Consider the following 17,950-nt stretch of genomic DNA (forward strand, 5'->3'; position numbering starts at 1 on the left):
TCGTATCCCTTAATGGGCCGGGTCGTTGCTGACGGACGACTGTAAAGCCTGGGCGAACGATTTTGCGATCGCCTGACGCTGAGCCGGAGCAACGCTGGTGTTAATCAGGTTGGTGACCATATTTCCCAAAACCATCAGGGAGAGATCGGTCGGCGTTTTATGTTTTTCCAGTACGTTGACCAGCTCACTGAGCAGTTGTTCAACGTGTTCATCACTGTAGCGGGAATGTTGTGGCATAAATCAAAATCAGTTTGTTGATGAAAGGGCAACATATTACCGTAGCAACAGCTTTTTTTCCCCTTTTTTATCTGTTGTTGCACACATGTCCTGGTGGTGGTTGAATACCGCCCGGTCTAAAAGGAGAGTTTATCATGAGTCTGGAAATCAACCAGATTGCCTTGCACCAGCTTATCAAGCGTGATGAGCAAACCCTTGAAGTGGTGCTGCGCGATTCGTTACTGGAACCCACGGCGACCGTTGTGGAGATGATGGCAGAGCTGCATCGCGTCTACAGCGCCAAAAATAAAGCCTATGGCCTGTTCAGCGAAGAGAGTGAACTGGCTGATAGCCTGCGCCTGCAGCGTCAGGGCGAAGAGGATTTTCTGGCGTTTAGCCGCGCCGCAACCGGGCGTCTGCGCGACGAGCTGGCGAAATATCCGTTCGCCGACGGCGGGATCGTGCTGTTCTGCCACTACCGCTATCTGGCGGTAGAGTATCTGCTGGTTACCGTGCTGAATAACTTAAGCAGCATGCGCGTGAACGAGCAGCTGGACATCAGCTCAACGCATTATCTGGATATCAACCATGCGGATATCGTGGCGCGCATTGATTTGACCGAATGGGAAACCAATCCGGAGTCGACCCGCTACCTGACATTCCTGAAGGGGCGCGTGGGCCGCAAAGTGGCAGATTTCTTTATGGATTTCCTCGGTGCCAGCGAAGGTCTCAACGCCAAAGCGCAGAACAAAGGTCTGCTCCAGGCGGTTGACGACTTCACAGCAGAAGCGCAGCTCGATAAATCTGAGCGCCAGACCGTGCGTCAGCAGGTTTACAGCTACTGCAACGAACAGCTGCAGGCAGGGGAGGAGATCGAGCTGGAGTCCCTGTCAAAAGAGCTGGCCGGCGTCAGCGAAGTCAGCTTCCAGGAATTCACCGCGGAGAAAGGCTATGAGCTTGAAGAGAGCTTCCCGGCGGATCGCAGTACGCTGCGTCAGTTAACCAAGTTTGCCGGCAGCGGCGGCGGGTTAACCATCAACTTTGACGCGATGTTGCTGGGTGAACGGATCTTCTGGGATCCGGCCACCGATACGCTGACCATTAAAGGCACGCCGCCGAACCTGCGCGATCAGCTCCAGCGCCGCACCTCGGGCGGGAAATAACAGCCATAAAAAAACCCCGCAGAAGCGGGGTTTTTTTTCGACGTGTTTGCGATTACGCGCGAACGAAGTCGATGTGAGACAGTTTTGGCTTGAACGGGTGACGCTGAACAGCCTGAACTTTCACTTTTTCTTCTTTACCGCCAACAACGATGGTCAGAACTTCGCTGTAGAATTCAGCTTTGGTCTGCAGGTTCCACAGTTTGTCGTGATCCAGTTCGATTGCAACTGGAGCAGCTTCGCCACCGTAAACGATAGCCGGGAACTTGTTAGCGTTACGCAGGCGGCGGCTCGCACCCTTACCCTGCACGTTACGTACTTCTGCTTCGATAGTGAACATTGATTTCTCTCTGTATTTAAAACCCTGCTACAGGCGACCCAGCAGCAGGTGAGTGTTCTGCCTCACGGATGTGAAGCGGGCGGCATTTTATACTCAAATGCCCCTCACATCAATGAAAAGTCCCGCTAACCGCGCAATTCGTTGGCACGGCGGAAGCGACCTTCGTAGTCAAAGAGTTTTTCGCGCACCTGCCAGAACTGGCCTTTCTTACGGGCGACGACAAAATCCGGATGGCGCAATAACACCTGCTGGCGCACGATATCGGCCACGTTTATCCAGCGCAGGGGGACGCCCGGCGTTCGGGTATGCGGGCGGATAAACAGCTGTTCGAAGGCCATTCGCTGAGCAGGCGTCTGGACCCGGAAGCGCTCGCTGACGTCCGCGCCGTCTTCGTCGTAATAGGTGATTTTTAACCACTCACCTTTTTCATCGGCGCCGGGCTGCAGTGCCATGCCGGAACAGCGCAGCACCAGGGCATCTTTCAGCTTGAGCGCCGCTTTCAGCATGTCGTCCGGGTCAACCAGCACCGTGTCGCATTCTCGGCAGCGGCGCGCGGCAATGTCGTTTTCGGCGTTGCACTGCGGGCAGTTTTTAAAGCGGAAACGGAAATCGCACTGCTCGCGATGCCCGTCATCATCTTCAAACCAGCCCTGACAGCGGCGGCCAAAGTGTTCGATCAGCGTACCGTCGGCGGTGGTTTTTCCCCAGAAGGTGTTGGCAAACCCGCAGGCTGGGCAAAAGACCTGCACGGGCACGTTATCGCTTTTCCCTTTTGGCGCGCCGACTTCAGGCGTATAGAGATCGTGCGGGTTACCGGCATAATCCAGAATCAGGCAGTCTGTTTTTCCCGGGGCCAGACGCAGGCCGCGGCCAACAATTTGCTGATACAGACTGACCGATTCGGTCGGGCGCAGAATGGCGATCAGGTCGACGTGCGGGGCGTCAAAGCCGGTAGTCAATACCGACACGTTAACCAGATAGCGGAACCGCTGGGCCTTAAACGCGTCAATCAGGCTGTCGCGCTCCGGGCCGGGCGTCTCGCCGGTGATTAACGCCGCGTCGCCGGAGGGCAGTAACCCGGTGATTTCTCGCGCGTGCTCAACGGTGGCGGCAAAGATCATCACCCCTTTGCGCGTCGCGGCGAACTCCTCTATCTGGCTGATGATATGCGGCGTAATACGCTTCTGCTTTTTCAGCTCCTGGTTGAGATCCGCTTCGCTGAATAAACCGTTGCTCTGCGCCTGCAGACGGCTGAAATCGTACTGCACCACCGGCATATCCAGCCGTTCAGGCGGCGTCAGGTAGCCATGTTTAATCATGTAGCGCAGCGGAAGTTCGTAAATGCAGTCGCTAAACAGGGCCTTGTCATCGCCGCGCACCATGCCGTGATAATGGTAGCGATAGATCCAGCCTTTCCCCAGACGAAACGGGGTCGCCGTCAGGCCCAGCAGGCGCAGGTGAGGATTCACCGCTTTCAGGTGGGCCAGGATTTGCTGATACTGGCTGTCGTCGTCATCGCTGATGCGATGACATTCGTCGACAATCAGCAGCGAAAATTCGTTGCGAAACAGGTCCAGATTGCGCGCCACCGACTGCACGCTGCCAAAGACCACTTTACCGTGGCTCTCTTTGCGCTTCAGCCCAGCGGCGAAAATATCGGCTTCCAGCCCAAGCGCACAATACTTGGCGTGGTTTTGCGCGACGAGCTCTTTGACGTGCGCTAGCACCAGCACGCGACCGCGTGCCAGACGCGCCAGTTCGGCGATGACAAGGCTTTTGCCTGCGCCGGTCGGGAGCACAATCGCCGCCGGCTCGCGATGTTTACGGAACCAGGCGAGGGTGGCGTCAACGGCTTCCTGCTGATAGGGACGAAGTGTAAAAGTCATAGGGTCTCGGTTTCGTTATTCCGCACATAGTATGCCACGAAACTTTTTCCCTTGAGTGGCGCAACCAGACCATTATACTGAACCGTTCCAGACTGCTTCTTTTTTCGGACCCGTAGTCCGACTTCCAGCATCATTAAGGCTAAAAAGATTTCATGCGACTTGATAAGTTTATCGCTCAGCAACTCGGCGTAAGCCGCGCTATTGCCGGGCGCGAAATTCGCGCCAGCCGCGTTACCGTGGATGGCGACATTGTGAGAGACACCGCTTTCAAACTTCAGCCTGAGCATCAGGTGGAGTATGACGGCAATCCGCTGACCCAGCAGCACGGTCCGCGCTACTTCATGCTCAATAAGCCGGAAGGCTACGTCTGCTCAACGGACGATCCGGATCACCCGACGGTGCTCTATTTCCTCGATGAACCGGTGGCGCACAAGCTGCACGCCGCAGGCCGTCTCGACATCGACACCACGGGTCTAGTGCTGATGACCGACGACGGGCAGTGGTCGCATCGCATTACTTCCCCGCGTCACCACTGCGAGAAAACCTATCTGGTCACGCTGGAGTCGCCGGTGTCCGATGACACGGCAGAGCAATTCACGAAAGGCGTTCAGCTGCATAATGAAAAAGATCTGACCAAACCCGCCGTGCTTGAGGTAATCACGCCGACCGAAGTCCGTCTGACCATCAGCGAAGGACGTTACCACCAGGTGAAACGTATGTTTGCCGCCGTGGGGAACCGCGTTGTTGGCCTGCATCGTGAGCGGATTGGTGCGATTGAACTCGATCCCGACCTGGCGCCAGGCGAATATCGCCCGTTAACGGAAGAAGAGATCGCCAGCGTCGGTCTGCCTTCGCACTAATTTCAGGAGAGCTCTGTGACCACCAGGCCACACTCGTCGTTCAAAATCGTCTTCATTCTTGGCCTGCTGGCCATGCTGATGCCGCTGTCTATTGATATGTACCTGCCTGCGCTGCCGGTAATTTCTGCACAGTTTGGCGTCCCGGCGGGCAGCGCGCAGATGACGCTCAGCACCTATATTCTCGGCTTTGCCCTCGGCCAGCTGTTTTATGGCCCGATGGCGGACAGCCTTGGACGCAAGCCCGTCATTCTGGGCGGGACGCTGGTCTTTGCGGCCGCAGCGGTTGCCTGTGCGCTGGCGCAGACCATCGATCATCTGATTATCATGCGCTTCTTCCACGGTCTGGCGGCAGCAGCGGCAAGCGTGGTGATTAACGCCCTGATGCGCGATATCTACCCGAAGGAAGAGTTCTCCCGCATGATGTCGTTCGTGATGCTGGTGACGACGATTGCGCCGCTGGTGGCACCCATGGCCGGTGGTGCGGTGCTGGTGTGGTTTAGCTGGCATGTGATTTTCTGGATCCTGGCCCTGGCCGCGCTGCTGGCCTCCGCGATGATTTTCTTCTTTATTGATGAAACGCTCCCCGTCGAGCGCCGTCAGAAATTCCACATCCGAACCACAATCGGCAACTTTGCCTCGCTGTTTCGCCACAAGCGCGTGCTCAGCTATATGCTGGCAAGCGGGTTCAGCTTCGCCGGGATGTTCTCCTTCTTGAGCGCCGGGCCGTTTGTTTACATCGAGCTGAACCACGTTTCGCCGCAGCACTTCGGCTATTACTTTGCGCTCAACATCGTCTTCCTGTTCATCATGACCATCATCAACAGCCGTTTTGTCCGGCGGGTGGGGGCGCTGAACATGTTCCGCGCCGGGCTGTGGATCCAGTTTGTGATGGCTATCTGGCTGGTGGTGAGCGCGTTTCTGGGCGTGGGCTTCTGGGCGCTGGTGGTCGGCGTGGCGGCCTTTGTCGGCTGCGTGTCGATGGTGTCATCTAATGCGATGGCGGTGATCCTGGATGAGTTTCCGCATATGGCGGGCACCGCATCGTCGCTGGCGGGGACGTTCCGCTTCGGCATCGGCGCTATCGTTGGCGCGTTGCTTTCGATGGCTACCTTTACGACGGCATGGCCCATGCTGTGGGCGATGGCGTTTTGCGCAACCAGCTCGATACTCTTCTATCTTTACGCCAGTCGACCGCGAAAAGCGGCCCACTAAAACACAGAGAAGGCCCGCCAGGGCCTTTTTTGTTGATGCATATCAACCAAACCCCCGTTCGTTTATTCCGTGTTTGTTTATTTTATGTAAAATCTATTTGTGTAAAAAGTCACATCATTGTATTCAAAAAGGTTGAGTTAGATCGCAGAAACGGGTACATATAGCGCCGACGCGAGCCTGGAAACGGATAAAAAAGCGCTGAATAGTGCAGGCTGGCGATGATGTGTTACTATAAATGTAAATAAATTGTGAAGTAAATTTTGCTTCCGGGGAACGAACGTGAATACATTACAACTCTCCATTGTCCATCGCTTGCCCCAGAGCTATCGCTGGTCGGCGGGTTTTGCAGGTTCGAAAGTTGAACCGATTCCGCAAAACGTCGCGGGCTGCGAAAACTGCCTGGTCGCGCTCAAGCTGCTGAGCCCGAGCGACGAAAATGCGTGGCGGGTGATGGAGCGTCTCAGTCAGGCCCTGACGGATATCGAAGTGGACAGCTCCGTACTGGAGTGTGAAGGTGAGCCGTGCCTGTTTGTGAAAAGCCAGGACGAGTTTGCCGCCACCTGCCGTCTGAAGAATTTTGGCGTTGCCATCGCAGAGCCTTTCTCCGGCCAGTACCCGTTCTGACCGCTAGTCTGCCGACAACAGCTGGCGCGTGTAGCGCTGCGTTGGCGCGCTAAATACGCGCTGGCACTCACCCTGCTCGACCACTTCTCCCTGTCGCAACACAATCACCTGATGGCATAGCGCCCGCACCACCTGTAGATCGTGGCTGATAAAGATATAGGCCAGCTGGTGCTTTTCCTGCAGCCCTTTCAGCAGGGCCAGGATCTGCGCCTGAACGGTTCTGTCCAGCGACGACGTCGGTTCATCCAGAATAATCAGCTCCGGTTTCAGGATCAGCGCGCGAGCAATGGCGATACGCTGGCGCTGTCCGCCGGAGAATTCAGCCGGATAGCGGTGGCGGGTCCCGGCGTCTAAGCCCACTTCGGCCATCACCCGCATAACGTCCTGCTCTCGCTGCTGAGCGCTCAGGCCGGGCTGATGCACGCGCAGACCCTCTTCGATAATCTGTAACACGCTGAGCCGTGGGTTAAGCGAGGAGTTGGGATCCTGAAATACCACCTGCATGCGGGGCCGCACGGGCAGCATCTGACGACGGTTCCAGCGGTGCAGCGGCATATCGTCGAAGAGGATCTTGCCCTCAGAGGCAATTAAGCGCAGCAGCGCCAGACCGGTGGTGCTTTTGCCTGAACCGGATTCGCCCACCAGCCCCAGGGATTCTCCCGGGCGCAGCGAGAAGCGGATGTTTTTCAGCACCGGGTTCCGATCGACAATGCGGCGCAGAATACCTTTGCGGATCGGGAACGAGACGGACAGATCCTCAACGCGCAGCAGCGGTGTGCTGTCAGCCGCGAGAGGAACCGGGTCGCCGGAGGGTTCGCTGTCGAGCAAACGCTGCGTATAGGGGTGCTGCGGCGCGCTCAGCAGCGTGGACGCGGTATTCTGTTCAACGCACCGTCCGTTTTGCATCACCGCGACGCTGTCGGCCAGCTTTCTCACAATGCTCAGGTTATGCGTGATAAACAGCAGGCTCATGTTCAGCTCGTCACGCAGTTCCCGCAGCAGCGTCAATATTTGCGCCTGTACCGTCACGTCCAGCGCCGTTGTAGGCTCGTCGGCAATCAACAGCTCGGGACGCGTGAGCAGGGCCATGGCAATCATTACGCGCTGGCGTTCACCGCCGGAGAGCTGGTGCGGAAAATCATTCAGCCGTTTGGCCGCGTTGCGTATGCCCGTTCGTTCCAGACAGTCCAGAATTTCTCCCCGCGCGGCCTCTTTGCGCATCCCCCGGTGCAGGGAGAGCACTTCATAGAGCTGTTTCTCCAGGCTGTGCAGCGGGTTGAGGGAAACCATGGGCTCCTGGAAGATCATGGCGATTTTGTTGCCGCGAATACCGCGCAGGGTATGTTCGTCGGCATGCAGCAGCGAACTGCCGTGAAACAGAATATCCCCCTGTGGGTAGCTCACCGGCGGAGAAGGCAGCAGCCGCAGGATGGAGAGTGCTGAAACGCTCTTGCCTGAACCCGACTCGCCCACCAGGGCCAGCGTTTCCCCGGGCTGGATCTGCAGCGACAGGTCGGTGACCACGGTGCGCGTCTCGCCCTGCGTTGAAAAAGCAATCGACAGGTTATCAATACTCAGAAGAGGCTGGGTCATTTTATACCGCCTTGTTCGGATCGAAGGCATCGCGCACGGCTTCGCCAATAAAAATCAGCAGTGAAAGCAGCACGGCCACGGAAAGAAAGGCGGCGATGCCTAACCACGGCGCCTGCAGGTTGTTTTTGCCCTGCAGCAGCAGTTCGCCGAGCGACGGGGAACCCAGCGGTAGCCCGAAACCCAGAAAATCCAGCGAGGTCAGAGTGGTGATGGAGCTGCACAGAATAAACGGCAGGAAGGTGAGCGTTGCGACCACCGCGTTGGGCAGCATATGGCGGAAGATGATCCCGCGGTCGCTCACGCCAAGCGCCTGCGCGGCGCGAATATAGTCGAAATTGCGGGTGCGCAGAAACTCCGCCCGCACCACGCCCACCAGCGCCATCCAGCCGAACAGGACGGTGATGCCTAACAGCCACCAGAAGCCAGGCTGCACCACGCTGGAAAGCAGGATGATCAGAAACAGCGTTGGCATGCCTGACCAGACTTCAATAACCCGCTGGCCCCACAGGTCAATTTTCCCGCCGTAGTAGCCCTGAACGGCACCCGCCACGACGCCCATCACGCTTGAGAAGATCGTCAGCATCAGCCCAAAGAGAAGAGAAATTCGCGTGCCATAAAGGATGCGCGCCAGCACGTCGCCGCCGTTAGCATCGGTTCCCAGCCAGTTTTGCGCGGAGGGCGGGGAAGGGAAGGGGGTCGTGGTGGCAAAGTTAATGCTGTTTGCGCCAAAGCGCACCGGTGCCCAGAGCGCCCAGCCGTGCTGCTCAATCTGCTGGCGAAGCCACGGATCCTGATACTCCGCCGGGGTCGCAAACGGGCCGCCAAAGTCGCTTTCGCTGTAGTTGGCGATAACCGGCACGTACCAGCGGTCGTTAAAATGCACCAGCAGCGGTTTGTCGTTGGCGATCAGCTCCGAACACATGCTTAAGGCAAACAGCACGGCAAAAATCCACAGCGACCAGTAGCCGCGGCGGTTGTGGCGAAAGCGGGCCCAGCGGGCCTGGTTGACGGGGCTTAAACGCGGCATCAGCGGCCCTCAAAATCGATTCGGGGATCGACCTGCGTATAGCTGATATCGCTGATGATATTCAGCAGCAGGCCAATCAGGGTGAAAATATAGAGTGTGCCAAACATCACCGGATAATCGCGCGACACGGTAGCCTCATAGCCCAGCAGCCCCAGGCCGTTGAGCGAGAACATCACCTCTATCAGCAGCGAGCCGGTAAAAAACATGCCGATGAACGTGGCCGGAAATCCGGCAATCACCAGCAGCATGGCGTTGCGAAACACGTGTTTCCACATGATCTGCTTCTCGCTTACGCCCTTGGCGCGTGCAGTAACGACGTACTGTTTACGAATTTCATCGAGAAAAGCGTTTTTGGTCAACATGGTCAGGGCCGCAAACCCGCCGATGACCGTGGCCAGCACCGGCAGCGTGATATGCCAGAGATAGTCAGTGATTTTCTGATACCACGGCAGGGAGCTGAAATCGGCGGAGACCAGCCCCCGCAGCGGGAAGAGGTCGAAATAACTTCCCCCGGCAAAAAAGACGATCAGCAGGACGGCAAACAGAAACGCCGGAATGGCATAGCCGATGATGATAAACGTGCTGCTCCAGATATCGAAGCGGCTGCCGTTATACACCGCTTTACGGATCCCGAGCGGTATAGAGACCAGATAGATAATCAGCGTTCCCCACAGCCCCAGCGTGATTGAAACCGGCAGGCTTTGCTTGATCAACGTTAGCACTGAGGCACTGCGAAACAGGCTATCGCCAAAATCAAAGCGGATGTAATCCCAAAGCATTTTGAAATAGCGCTCGTGAATCGGTTTGTCAAAGCCGTAGCGGTGGGTGATCTCGGCGATCACTTCCGGATCCAGCCCGCGTCCGCCGCGATAATGGCTTTCACTGATATTCCCTACGCCGGTTCGCGCATGGCTCGCGCCCATCCCTTCTCCGCCGCCGCCGGGCATGCCGCCGCGGTTGCCAAATTCAATGGCGGCAATCGCCTGATCGACCGGGCCGCCGGGGGCGATTTGCACGATAAAAAAGTTAATCGTGATGATGGCCCACAGGGTGGGGATGACCAGCAGGAGACGACGGATAAGATAGGCACCCATGATGATTCCTTATCGCCGCTCAGCGGGAAGTCTGGCGGCTTTGTTAACGTCATACCACCAGGTATCAAAGCCCAGGGAATAGACAGGGCGCACGGCAGGCACGGAGAACTTGTCCCAGCGCGCCAGGCGGTCTTCGCCCATATACCACATCGGCAGCATGTAGTAGTTCCAGGTTAAGACCCTGTCGAGGGCGCGCCCGAGCGGCAGGAGCTTTTCTTTATCCCCCTGCGCCGCCACTATTTTCGCAATCAGCGCGTCAATCGCCGGGCTTTTTACCCCCGGCGCATTGTAGGAGGAGTCGATGTAGCTGGAAGCCCAGGAGATTTGCAGGTCCGAACTGGGCCATGGCTGGGCGGGCCACAGGCGCTGCATCATGTCGTAATCACGGCTGCGCATGCGGCTGGTGATCTGCGCGTTATCGACCTGGCGAATGTTCATGGTCACGCCCAGCCGCTCAAGGTTGTGCTTAAACGGCAGCACCCACTGATCGTTGCCCCCGGACGAGAGCAGCAGCTCAAAGCTGAGAGGCTTACCCGTTTTGGCATCCACACGCTTTTGATTTTTCAGGTGCCAGCCCGCTTCATCCAGCAGCTTGCTGGCCTTGAGCAGGTTGTCGCGGTCGTAGCCGTCCCCGTTCGACGCGGGCGGCTGAAACACGGTGGTGAACACCTGCGGCGGAACCTCCGCCTTCAGCGGTGCCAGCAGAACCAGCTCGTCGGCTTTCGGATAATCACGCGCGGCGTACTCGGTATTTTGAAAATAGCTGCTGGCGCGGCTGTAAGCCCCGTAAAACAGCGCTTTGTTCATCCATTCAAAATCAAAGGCCAGAGATATCGCTTCCCGCACCCGGCGGTCATTAAATACCGGACGCTGAATATTAAACGCCAGCCAGCGGGTGTCCTGGGCCGACTCATTTTTGTGCTCGTCTTTGACGATATAGCCTTTTGCGAAATTTTTGCCGATATAGCGGGTCGCCCAGTTTTTGGCGCTGCTCTCAACGCGTAAATCGAAGGCCCCGGCTTTGAACGCTTCAAACGCCACGTTATCGTCGAGGTAGTAATCATAGCGAAGGGTGTCGAAATTCCAGCGCCCGCGGTTTACCGGAAGGTTGGCTGCCCAGTAGTCTTTGACGCGGGAATAGACCACATACTGCCCCATGCGCCAGTCGGTGATGCGGTACGGGCCGCCTGCCAGCGGCGGCGTGGAGAGCGGGTCGCTTAGCTTATGGTTTTTCCAGAACGATTCCGGCATGACGGGCAGAGAGAACAGGCTGAGCATATTCTCTTTATTCGGTTCGCTCAGCTCGATGCGCACGGTGAGCGGCGCAATGGCTCTGACCGACGCGCCTTTATACACGATGCGGAACTGGGGAACGCCTTCGGTCATGAATTTATGGAAGGTGAACGCAACGTCGCTGGCCTTGACCGGCGTACCGTCATGAAAGCGGGCCCGCGGGTTCAGCGAGATTTCCGCCCAGGCGAAGTTGTCGGCGTAACGCACGTTATCGGCAATCAGCGGATAGTAGCTGCCGGGTTCATCATCAGACGTGACGAAGAGCGTATCGTAAAGCGATTCCGTCCGTGCGGCCGCCACGCCGCGCAGGGCGAAGCGGTTGAAGTTGTCGAATGTCCCCGTGGCGGAAAGCGTGACCTTTCCGCCCTTCGGCGCGGCAGGGTTAACGTAATCGAAGTGCGTAAAATTGACCGCGTATTTCGGCTCGCCAATCACCGCGAAGGCGATATTTTCTTTGATGGCCTGCGCCTGGCTGGACAGGCTCGTTAGTGCCAACAGCAGCAACATGAAGCGCATAAGCATCTCGCGGCAGCTCCCTCTTTTACAGACCGACTCGGTTAAGCTGAATAATAAGTGACGTCACGGGCAATGTGAAATTAATCGCCCTCTGGCGAAATATCAGGCCGCCATTCGCGGAACTGCGCCAGCGGCATCGGGCGGCTAATCCAGTATCCCTGCAGGTAGTTAACGCCGTGTTCGCGAAGCCAGGCGGCCTGTTCCGGCGTTTCCACCCCTTCGGCGACGGTCAGCATACTCAGCCGCCTTGCCAGCGTCAGCACGGCATCCAGCACCGGTGACGTCACCGTCTCAGTACCTATCGCATTAACAAACCCACGGTCGATTTTGAGGTAGTCCATGGTGAAATGCTCAAGATAAATCAGCGCGCTGTGGCCGGTGCCAAAATCATCAATGGCTATCTCAAACCCTTCGTTATGCAGCCATTCGAAAAGGCTGTTGGCTTCCCGGTGATTCAGCATGTCGCGCTCGGTAATTTCCAGCACGATCTGGAAGTAATCCGGCGGCAGTAACGCTTTGAAGGTGCGCATATCGTCTTTGAAGCTTTCCGCATGCAGGTGCCCCGGCGCAATGTTAATGCCCACCTTGGCACCCGGGGGTAACAGCGTTTGTAACACGGGTGCATCGTGAATGATAAGGTCAAAGAGATGCAGCGTCAGCGGAACAATCAGCTTCTGCGCTTCGGCAAAGTTGATAAACGCGTCCGGCGGAATTTCCCCCATTGTCGGGTGCTTCCAGCGCATCAGCACTTCAAGCCCGGTCATTTTGAGCGATTTGGCATCGACGACGGGCTGATAGACCACGTAAAACTGGCCGCGCTTAATGGCGCTTAAAATCTCTTTACCCGGATTGAGCCGAATGCTGAGGATATAGTAGTTGAGCGATCCGGCACAAATGCCGCATACCAGCCCGAAGAACAGGGCGTAGAGAATTTCATCGCTGGTCCATGCGTCCGCATACAGGTTTATGGTCAGGGGAACGTCTTTCAGCGTCGCGGTACGGGCCGGGGTTTCATGTAGATCATGCGCAAGGACCAGCGTGCTGGACCGCGTTGACAGCGCATGATCGCCGATAATGATGGCGATGCCGGCAAATTCGTCCTGGCGCGCGGTGTAGAGCAGATAAGGCGTCAGATTGAGATTCACCGAGGTAAACACGCCGCCGTCCTTCACTAGCGGGTTACGGTACCAGATGGCAATCGCGGGCTTATTGGGCAACATTGGGGTGCCTGGAAGCAATGCCATATCAATCTGCTTATCGATGTGCAGCTCGGGTATCAGCTCCTCCATCGGGAAATTCATCGGGCCCGTGGCAGAAGAACAGAACGCCATTTTGTCTCTGACCAGCAGGAATGCGCGAACGTTAATGCTAAAGGCCGCGCGCGAGGTGAGTTCCTGATTGACGTCGTGGCAGCTGTTTAACGTGAGCGGCTGGAGGGTATCGACTGCGTTTTTTAACTCATCGAAATAGCTCTCCATATAGATGCTCACGTCGCGGATCAGGGTGTCGAATTTGACTTCCCGCTTGTGGTAGCTCCAGAAAAATTGCAACGAACCCAGGAGCAGGGCGGCGATCAGGCCTGTGATAATGCTGAGGATTAATATCTTGCGATTGCTGGAGAAGTAGCGGGTAAACATAGACGTCGTGATTCCTGAAATGCCGCTGGATGTATTCAGTGTAACGGGCAAAAAAAAACACTGCCGAAGCAGTGCTTTTTTTCATCATATCGTCAGCCAAGGGATAACCAACGATACAATAGTCATATCAACTGCGGGTCAGTACGCGGCGCGCTTCGTTGTAGCGCTTCTTCCAGTATGGTTCATTCATGCTGGAAATGGTCACACCGCTGCTGGTGGAGGCATGTACAAACTGGTCATTACCAATGTAGATGCCAACATGTCGACCTGTAGAACCGGCACGGAACAGGACTAAATCACCGGTGCGCAGTTTGGTACGTGAAATCGACTTGCCCATCTCCTGCTGTTCATAGGTTGAACGCGGAAGATCTAACCCAAATTGCTCACGGAACGTACGCTGTACAAAACCGGAACAATCAATACCTGTTTTTGTGCTGCCGCCAAGACGATAGCGCACGCCTTTCCAGTCAGCATACTGGTCCATAATGCGGGACTTCACGTCCAGATTACGTACCATATTTTCAAATTCATCCTGAGAGGCTTGCAGTGACGAGGAATCTTCCATTCCCACAACACGCGTCTCAGGATGCATATTCTTTGCGGTGTTCGATGTACTACATGCAGATAACAGTACCGCGACTGCTATCGCCGGGATCCCCCGTAAGATATATCTCAGAAACGGTTGAGATTTGACCATTTTGTTTATTATCCCTTGAAGTCCTTAACGACAAATATCGTTATAAAAATGCCAAACGTGACGAGACTAATTATCTGTTCACATTGAGACAATTCTTTCTGGTCACATTTGTGGCGCAGCGCACAAAATTATTCACCAGCGAAATAATTATCTCTATGGGGCAAAACGAGTTCGAGATTAACCGATTGCCAGGGGTATTGCGAGTAAAAAAAGCCTTTTTTTTATAAGAAAATGTGATACAGAAAGTAAAAACATAGAATTGCTCAAAATAGCGACGGATCCGCTTCGCCAGTATGCAATTGCTTCATTTTTATCATGAATATGATGACGAGAATATGACAGAGGGGAAAGATCGCGGCGAGAACGCTATCAGGGATCATGTCGATCCCTGATAGCCCACGTTAATTTAGGTTAGTTATTTGTTTAATTGTTGTTGCGCTTTACCAGGAAGATAGCGATCGAACAGCGCTATTATCCTGTCGCTCAGTGGGGTCATTAAACACCACGGCAGCGCAATCAGCGCCACGGAGAGCGAACCGACGGCAATATCGGTGAACCAGTGAGCGCCAATCATTACGCGCGGGAAGGCAAAAACCACAAAAATAATCAGGGCTATGGCAAAGGCTTTTCTGCCGAAATAGCGAAGCATAATTGCGGAAAAAATAAGCAGCATCATGCCGTGATCGCCGGGGAAACTGTCCTTCGACGCATCTTTTGTTGGAATATGCAGCAGTTCGCTGACGCGATAAATATCGGTGAAGAATAGCGTTGGGCTTGAACGCTTAACCGGAATAATCGCGGTTGCCAGCTGGTTAATGACAACGGCAAACAGCAGCATCACCAAACCGATAATGAGAATCCGCCGACGCCCGACTTTATCCTCTTTCAGCCAGAAAGAGAGCATCAGGCAGCCCATGGCCAGCAGCGAGAAGCCGTCGAAGGCGCGGTTGTTGGTAATTGCCACCAGCCACAGGAACGCGTTGCTCTTCACCAGCTCCTGGTTGAAGAAGTGAAAAATGGCAGAATCCAGCGGGAACCAGAAACCATGATCCGCCGGGATATACCAGGAGAAGAAAAGCGCCAGACCGGCGACATTAAGCAGTAATATCAAGGGAAATCGAGTTGTCATAACGTTCTGCATAGAGTGAAAACTGGGGCAACGTTAGCCGCCCGAACTTAAACGAATCCTCAACAGGCTGGACTGGAGGGCATTCCAGTCGGCGTTAACCGCACTAATTAACTCTATACGGCTGTCAGGCGGCGCCACATTTTGCGTTTCAATAAAGAAATCCTCGCCCTGACGGTTGATCCGCACCAGCCCGTCCGGCGTGCGCATGATCCCTTTCACGCGATCGACGGGAGCCAGCCTGGCCCACTCCAGGATCCCGATGGTATCGAAAACGGTTTCAGCATCAAAAATCCACCCGCAGGCCTGATATCCCTGACCGCTGTTCAGGTTACGACGCCAGCGCTGGTGTTCTGGCAGGCTGAGGGCAGCTAAACCCTGTTTCACCGGATGATGGTGAGCATGTTCCGCACTGGCCGGAAGTTCAGCCAGGTTCAGACGAGGAAGGTCAAGCAGGGCGCTATCAATATTCCCCTGGGTAGTCTCCACCCGCGTGCGATTGCCGCCGAATTGTTGCCACCACGCGTCCAGCGCGGCCTGGCTTTCAGCCGTGGCGCGATCTGCTTTATTCGCGACAATAACGTCAGCCGAGGCGAGCTGATCTCGGAAGTTCTCATTGGCCACCGCCTTGTCATCCAGAAGCTGACGCGGATCGAGCAGGCACAGGGTGGCGCGCAGATCGATCCACGGCTCGTAAACCGGGGCGGTCAGTAAATCGAGGATCTGCTTCGGGTGACCCAGCCCGGTGGGTTCGATCAGCAGGCGGTCAGGTTTGCCCTGACGCAGCAGCGTATTGAGCCCGACCTGCATCGGCAGGCCATTGACGCAGCACATGCATCCGCCGGGGATCTCTTTAATCATCGCGCCGCTGGATGACAGCAACGCGCCGTCAATGCCCACCTCGCCAAATTCATTGACCAGCACGGCCCATTTCTCGGCCGGATCTTTATTTGCCAGCAGGTGGAGAATTGAGGTGGTTTTACCGCTGCCGAGAAAACCGGTGATGAGGTTGGTTTTGGTCACGTGCGCTCCAGATGAGAATGGTGATGCTATAACACTATTCTCTCTATCCTGGCGAAAAACGTGACCTGTGAGAAGGGGAAGGGCGAACGGAGGCCGCATCCGTTCGCGTTAAGCGCAATAATCGTTAAACATTTAACGTTTCGATAACAGCCTGACGTGCGCCGTGGCGGGTGATGCGCTGGTATGCCTGGCTGACAGCCTCCACAAACGCGCTGTTTTGCGCGAGATCGTGACCAAAGACCTCGCTCAGCCCCAGGAGGGTGTTAACGCGCTCGGCGTCGCTGCTGGCATTGACCATCGTGCGAATTTTATCGCTGAGGGGATCTCGAACATCAATCGCGTTGCCACGGTCGTCGGTGCCGCTGACGTAGCGTATCCAGCCGGCCACGCCCAGGGCCAGCAGCGGCCACGGTGTTTTTCGCTCAAGATGAACGCGGATCCCGTCCAGCATTCTTTGCGGAAGCTTCTGGCTACCGTCCATCGCGATTTGCCAGGTCCGATGCTGAAGTGCCGGGTTGGCAAAGCGCTCCAGCAGACTATCGGCGTAGGCGGTGAGGTCGACATCCTTAATGCGTAATGTGGGCGCCTGCTCGTCCAGCATGAGCCGACGGGCGGCTTCGCGGAACGCAGCGTCCTCCATGCATTCATTAATATGGGCGTAGCCCGCGAGGTATCCCAGATACGCCAGGAAAGAGTGGCTGCCGTTAAGCATGCGTAATTTCATCTGCTCCCAGGGCAGAACATCCTGCACCATCTGAACGCCCGCGACCTCCCACTCCGGACGGCCGGCGACAAAATTATCTTCCACCACCCACTGAATAAACGGCTCACAGCTGATGGCGCACGGATCTTCAACGCCGAGCGCGTCGGTGATTTCCGCCAGTGAGGCGTCCGTCGCGGCGGGAACAATCCTGTCGACCATCGTCCCCGGGAAGCTTACGTGGCTATCTATCCATTCACATAGCGCCGCGGAACGCTTTTGCGCCATGCCCAGCACCGCGTTTTTTACCACGTGTCCGTTATCAGGGATATTGTCGCAGGAAAGCACGGTAAACGCAGGCAAGCCGCGCTCGCGGCGGCGGTGAAGCGCTTCGACCAGGATCCCGGGGGCGGAATGCGGCGCTGAGGGGTTCTCAAGATCGTGGATTATCCGGGCGTTGTGCAGATCGAGTTTTCCGGTGGCGGGATCGATGCAGTAGCCTTTCTCCGTGATGGTGAGCGACACAATAGCGACCTGCGGCTCGCAAAATTTCTCAATAATGGCGGGCAGGGAGTCCAGCTTTGCGTTCAGGCATTCATGGACGGCGCCGACGATAATCGCCTCATTGCCTTCTGCACCTTTCTCCAGCACGGTGAACAGGTGGTCCTGCGCGCGCAGCTGGCTCATCAGCACGTCGCCGCTGAAGAGGCTAATCTCACAAATACCCCAGTCGCCGCCTTTTTCATTCAGCACCCGATTTGTTAACAATGCCTGGTGCGCACGGTGGAACGCGCCAAAGCCAAAATGGACGATGCGGGAGCGTAATTGCGCGCGATCGTAGCGAGGTTGCTGAATATGGGCTGGAAGGGCGGTGGAGGCAATTGTCTTCATGAGATACACACCTGATTAACCATTAATTAACAATGCCAGTGTAAAGTTATATGAC

Annotated in this window: 16 protein-coding genes; 4 read left to right on the forward strand and 12 right to left on the reverse strand. The window is 56.0% G+C overall.

Going from position 1 to position 17,950, the window contains the following annotated elements:
* Positions 1-9: 9 nt before the first annotated feature.
* Entirely contained in the window at positions 10-237 is a 228-nt protein-coding gene (locus tag KIF87_RS05800; protein ID WP_008500958.1) for a YejL family protein, read from the reverse strand.
* A 134-nt stretch (positions 238-371) separates the two neighbouring features.
* Between KIF87_RS05800 and yejK the strand changes: the two genes are divergently transcribed.
* The gene (gene yejK, locus KIF87_RS05805; RefSeq protein WP_008500957.1) at positions 372-1,379 is read left to right on the forward strand and encodes a nucleoid-associated protein YejK; all 1,008 of its coding nucleotides are present in this window, start codon (positions 372-374) and stop codon (positions 1,377-1,379) included.
* Positions 1,380-1,431: 52 nt separating this feature from the next.
* On the opposite strand, the gene rplY is transcribed toward yejK, so the two are convergent.
* Together rplY and radD are read right to left on the reverse strand one after the other, a co-directional pair.
* Positions 1,432-1,716, reverse strand: coding sequence for a 50S ribosomal protein L25 (gene rplY / locus KIF87_RS05810; RefSeq protein WP_029740955.1), 285 nt, complete (start codon positions 1,714-1,716; stop codon positions 1,432-1,434).
* A gap of 125 nt (positions 1,717-1,841) precedes the next feature.
* Complete coding sequence (radD, locus tag KIF87_RS05815) at positions 1,842-3,602, reverse strand: DNA repair helicase RadD (RefSeq protein WP_213328171.1); 1,761 nt, start codon at positions 3,600-3,602, stop codon at positions 1,842-1,844.
* Between the two features lie 152 nt (positions 3,603-3,754).
* Here radD and rsuA point away from each other — a divergent pair, with 152 nt between their 5' ends.
* The 3 genes from rsuA to KIF87_RS05830 all read left to right on the forward strand — a co-directional run bounded on the left by rsuA (position 3,755) and on the right by KIF87_RS05830 (position 6,298).
* The gene (gene rsuA, locus KIF87_RS05820; protein WP_032659004.1) at positions 3,755-4,462 is read left to right on the forward strand and encodes a 16S rRNA pseudouridine(516) synthase RsuA; all 708 of its coding nucleotides are present in this window, start codon (positions 3,755-3,757) and stop codon (positions 4,460-4,462) included.
* A gap of 15 nt (positions 4,463-4,477) precedes the next feature.
* Complete coding sequence (locus tag KIF87_RS05825) at positions 4,478-5,674, forward strand: Bcr/CflA family multidrug efflux MFS transporter (RefSeq protein WP_008500953.1); 1,197 nt, start codon at positions 4,478-4,480, stop codon at positions 5,672-5,674.
* A gap of 279 nt (positions 5,675-5,953) precedes the next feature.
* Positions 5,954-6,298 (forward strand): YejG family protein, encoded by a 345-nt coding sequence (locus tag KIF87_RS05830; protein WP_008500952.1) that lies wholly within the window; start codon positions 5,954-5,956, stop codon positions 6,296-6,298.
* A 3-nt stretch (positions 6,299-6,301) separates the two neighbouring features.
* Here KIF87_RS05830 and yejF read toward each other — a convergent pair whose 3' ends face one another.
* From yejF to KIF87_RS05875, 9 genes are all read right to left on the reverse strand, one after another.
* Positions 6,302-7,891: a microcin C ABC transporter ATP-binding protein YejF gene (yejF, locus tag KIF87_RS05835; RefSeq protein ID WP_213328172.1), complete on the reverse strand. Its 1,590-nt coding sequence runs from the start codon at positions 7,889-7,891 to the stop codon at positions 6,302-6,304.
* 1 nt (position 7,892) lies between these two features.
* Complete coding sequence (locus KIF87_RS05840) at positions 7,893-8,918, reverse strand: ABC transporter permease (RefSeq protein ID WP_023312492.1); 1,026 nt, start codon at positions 8,916-8,918, stop codon at positions 7,893-7,895.
* A complete protein-coding gene (locus tag KIF87_RS05845) occupies positions 8,918-10,012 on the reverse strand; it encodes a microcin C ABC transporter permease YejB (protein WP_213328173.1) in 1,095 nt (364 codons plus the stop codon). The genes KIF87_RS05840 and KIF87_RS05845 overlap by 1 nt, the downstream gene beginning before the upstream one ends.
* A 9-nt stretch (positions 10,013-10,021) precedes the next feature.
* A complete protein-coding gene (locus KIF87_RS05850; RefSeq protein WP_213328174.1) occupies positions 10,022-11,827 on the reverse strand; it encodes an extracellular solute-binding protein in 1,806 nt (601 codons plus the stop codon).
* A 74-nt stretch (positions 11,828-11,901) separates the two neighbouring features.
* Entirely contained in the window at positions 11,902-13,458 is a 1,557-nt protein-coding gene (gene pdeN, locus KIF87_RS05855) for a cyclic di-3',5'-guanosine monophosphate phosphodiesterase PdeN (RefSeq protein WP_213328175.1), read from the reverse strand.
* 127 nt (positions 13,459-13,585) lie between these two features.
* Positions 13,586-14,155, reverse strand: a complete 570-nt coding sequence (mepS, locus tag KIF87_RS05860) for a bifunctional murein DD-endopeptidase/murein LD-carboxypeptidase (protein WP_008500946.1) — start codon at positions 14,153-14,155, stop codon at positions 13,586-13,588.
* Positions 14,156-14,570: 415 nt separating this feature from the next.
* Positions 14,571-15,284 (reverse strand): phosphatase PAP2 family protein, encoded by a 714-nt coding sequence (locus KIF87_RS05865; RefSeq protein WP_213328176.1) that lies wholly within the window; start codon positions 15,282-15,284, stop codon positions 14,571-14,573.
* A 33-nt stretch (positions 15,285-15,317) separates the two neighbouring features.
* A complete protein-coding gene (locus tag KIF87_RS05870) occupies positions 15,318-16,304 on the reverse strand; it encodes a CobW family GTP-binding protein (RefSeq protein WP_213328177.1) in 987 nt (328 codons plus the stop codon).
* Between the two features lie 124 nt (positions 16,305-16,428).
* Positions 16,429-17,895, reverse strand: a complete 1,467-nt coding sequence (locus tag KIF87_RS05875; RefSeq protein ID WP_213328178.1) for a mannitol dehydrogenase family protein — start codon at positions 17,893-17,895, stop codon at positions 16,429-16,431.
* Positions 17,896-17,950 lie beyond the last annotated feature (55 nt).

This window comes from Enterobacter sp. 120016, from assembly GCF_018383635.1.
In the GTDB taxonomy this organism is placed as follows: Bacteria; Pseudomonadota; Gammaproteobacteria; order Enterobacterales; family Enterobacteriaceae; genus Enterobacter; species Enterobacter asburiae_D.

What these genes read in the sequence shown, in the direction of transcription:
- mepS (WP_008500946.1), bottom strand. Translation starts at nt 14,155, where the DNA reads ATGGTCAAATCTCAACCGTTTCTGAGATATATCTTACGGGGGATCCCG.
- KIF87_RS05850 (WP_213328174.1), bottom strand. Translation starts at nt 11,827, where the DNA reads ATGCTTATGCGCTTCATGTTGCTGCTGTTGGCACTAACGAGCCTGTCC.
- KIF87_RS05840 (WP_023312492.1), bottom strand. Translation starts at nt 8,918, where the DNA reads ATGCCGCGTTTAAGCCCCGTCAACCAGGCCCGCTGGGCCCGCTTTCGC.
- rsuA (WP_032659004.1), top strand. Translation starts at nt 3,755, where the DNA reads ATGCGACTTGATAAGTTTATCGCTCAGCAACTCGGCGTAAGCCGCGCT.
- KIF87_RS05875 (WP_213328178.1), bottom strand. Translation starts at nt 17,895, where the DNA reads ATGAAGACAATTGCCTCCACCGCCCTTCCAGCCCATATTCAGCAACCT.
- KIF87_RS05800 (WP_008500958.1), bottom strand. Translation starts at nt 237, where the DNA reads ATGCCACAACATTCCCGCTACAGTGATGAACACGTTGAACAACTGCTC.
- yejF (WP_213328172.1), bottom strand. Translation starts at nt 7,891, where the DNA reads ATGACCCAGCCTCTTCTGAGTATTGATAACCTGTCGATTGCTTTTTCA.
- KIF87_RS05865 (WP_213328176.1), bottom strand. Translation starts at nt 15,284, where the DNA reads ATGACAACTCGATTTCCCTTGATATTACTGCTTAATGTCGCCGGTCTG.
- pdeN (WP_213328175.1), bottom strand. Translation starts at nt 13,458, where the DNA reads ATGTTTACCCGCTACTTCTCCAGCAATCGCAAGATATTAATCCTCAGC.
- yejK (WP_008500957.1), top strand. Translation starts at nt 372, where the DNA reads ATGAGTCTGGAAATCAACCAGATTGCCTTGCACCAGCTTATCAAGCGT.
- radD (WP_213328171.1), bottom strand. Translation starts at nt 3,602, where the DNA reads ATGACTTTTACACTTCGTCCCTATCAGCAGGAAGCCGTTGACGCCACC.
- rplY (WP_029740955.1), bottom strand. Translation starts at nt 1,716, where the DNA reads ATGTTCACTATCGAAGCAGAAGTACGTAACGTGCAGGGTAAGGGTGCG.
- KIF87_RS05845 (WP_213328173.1), bottom strand. Translation starts at nt 10,012, where the DNA reads ATGGGTGCCTATCTTATCCGTCGTCTCCTGCTGGTCATCCCCACCCTG.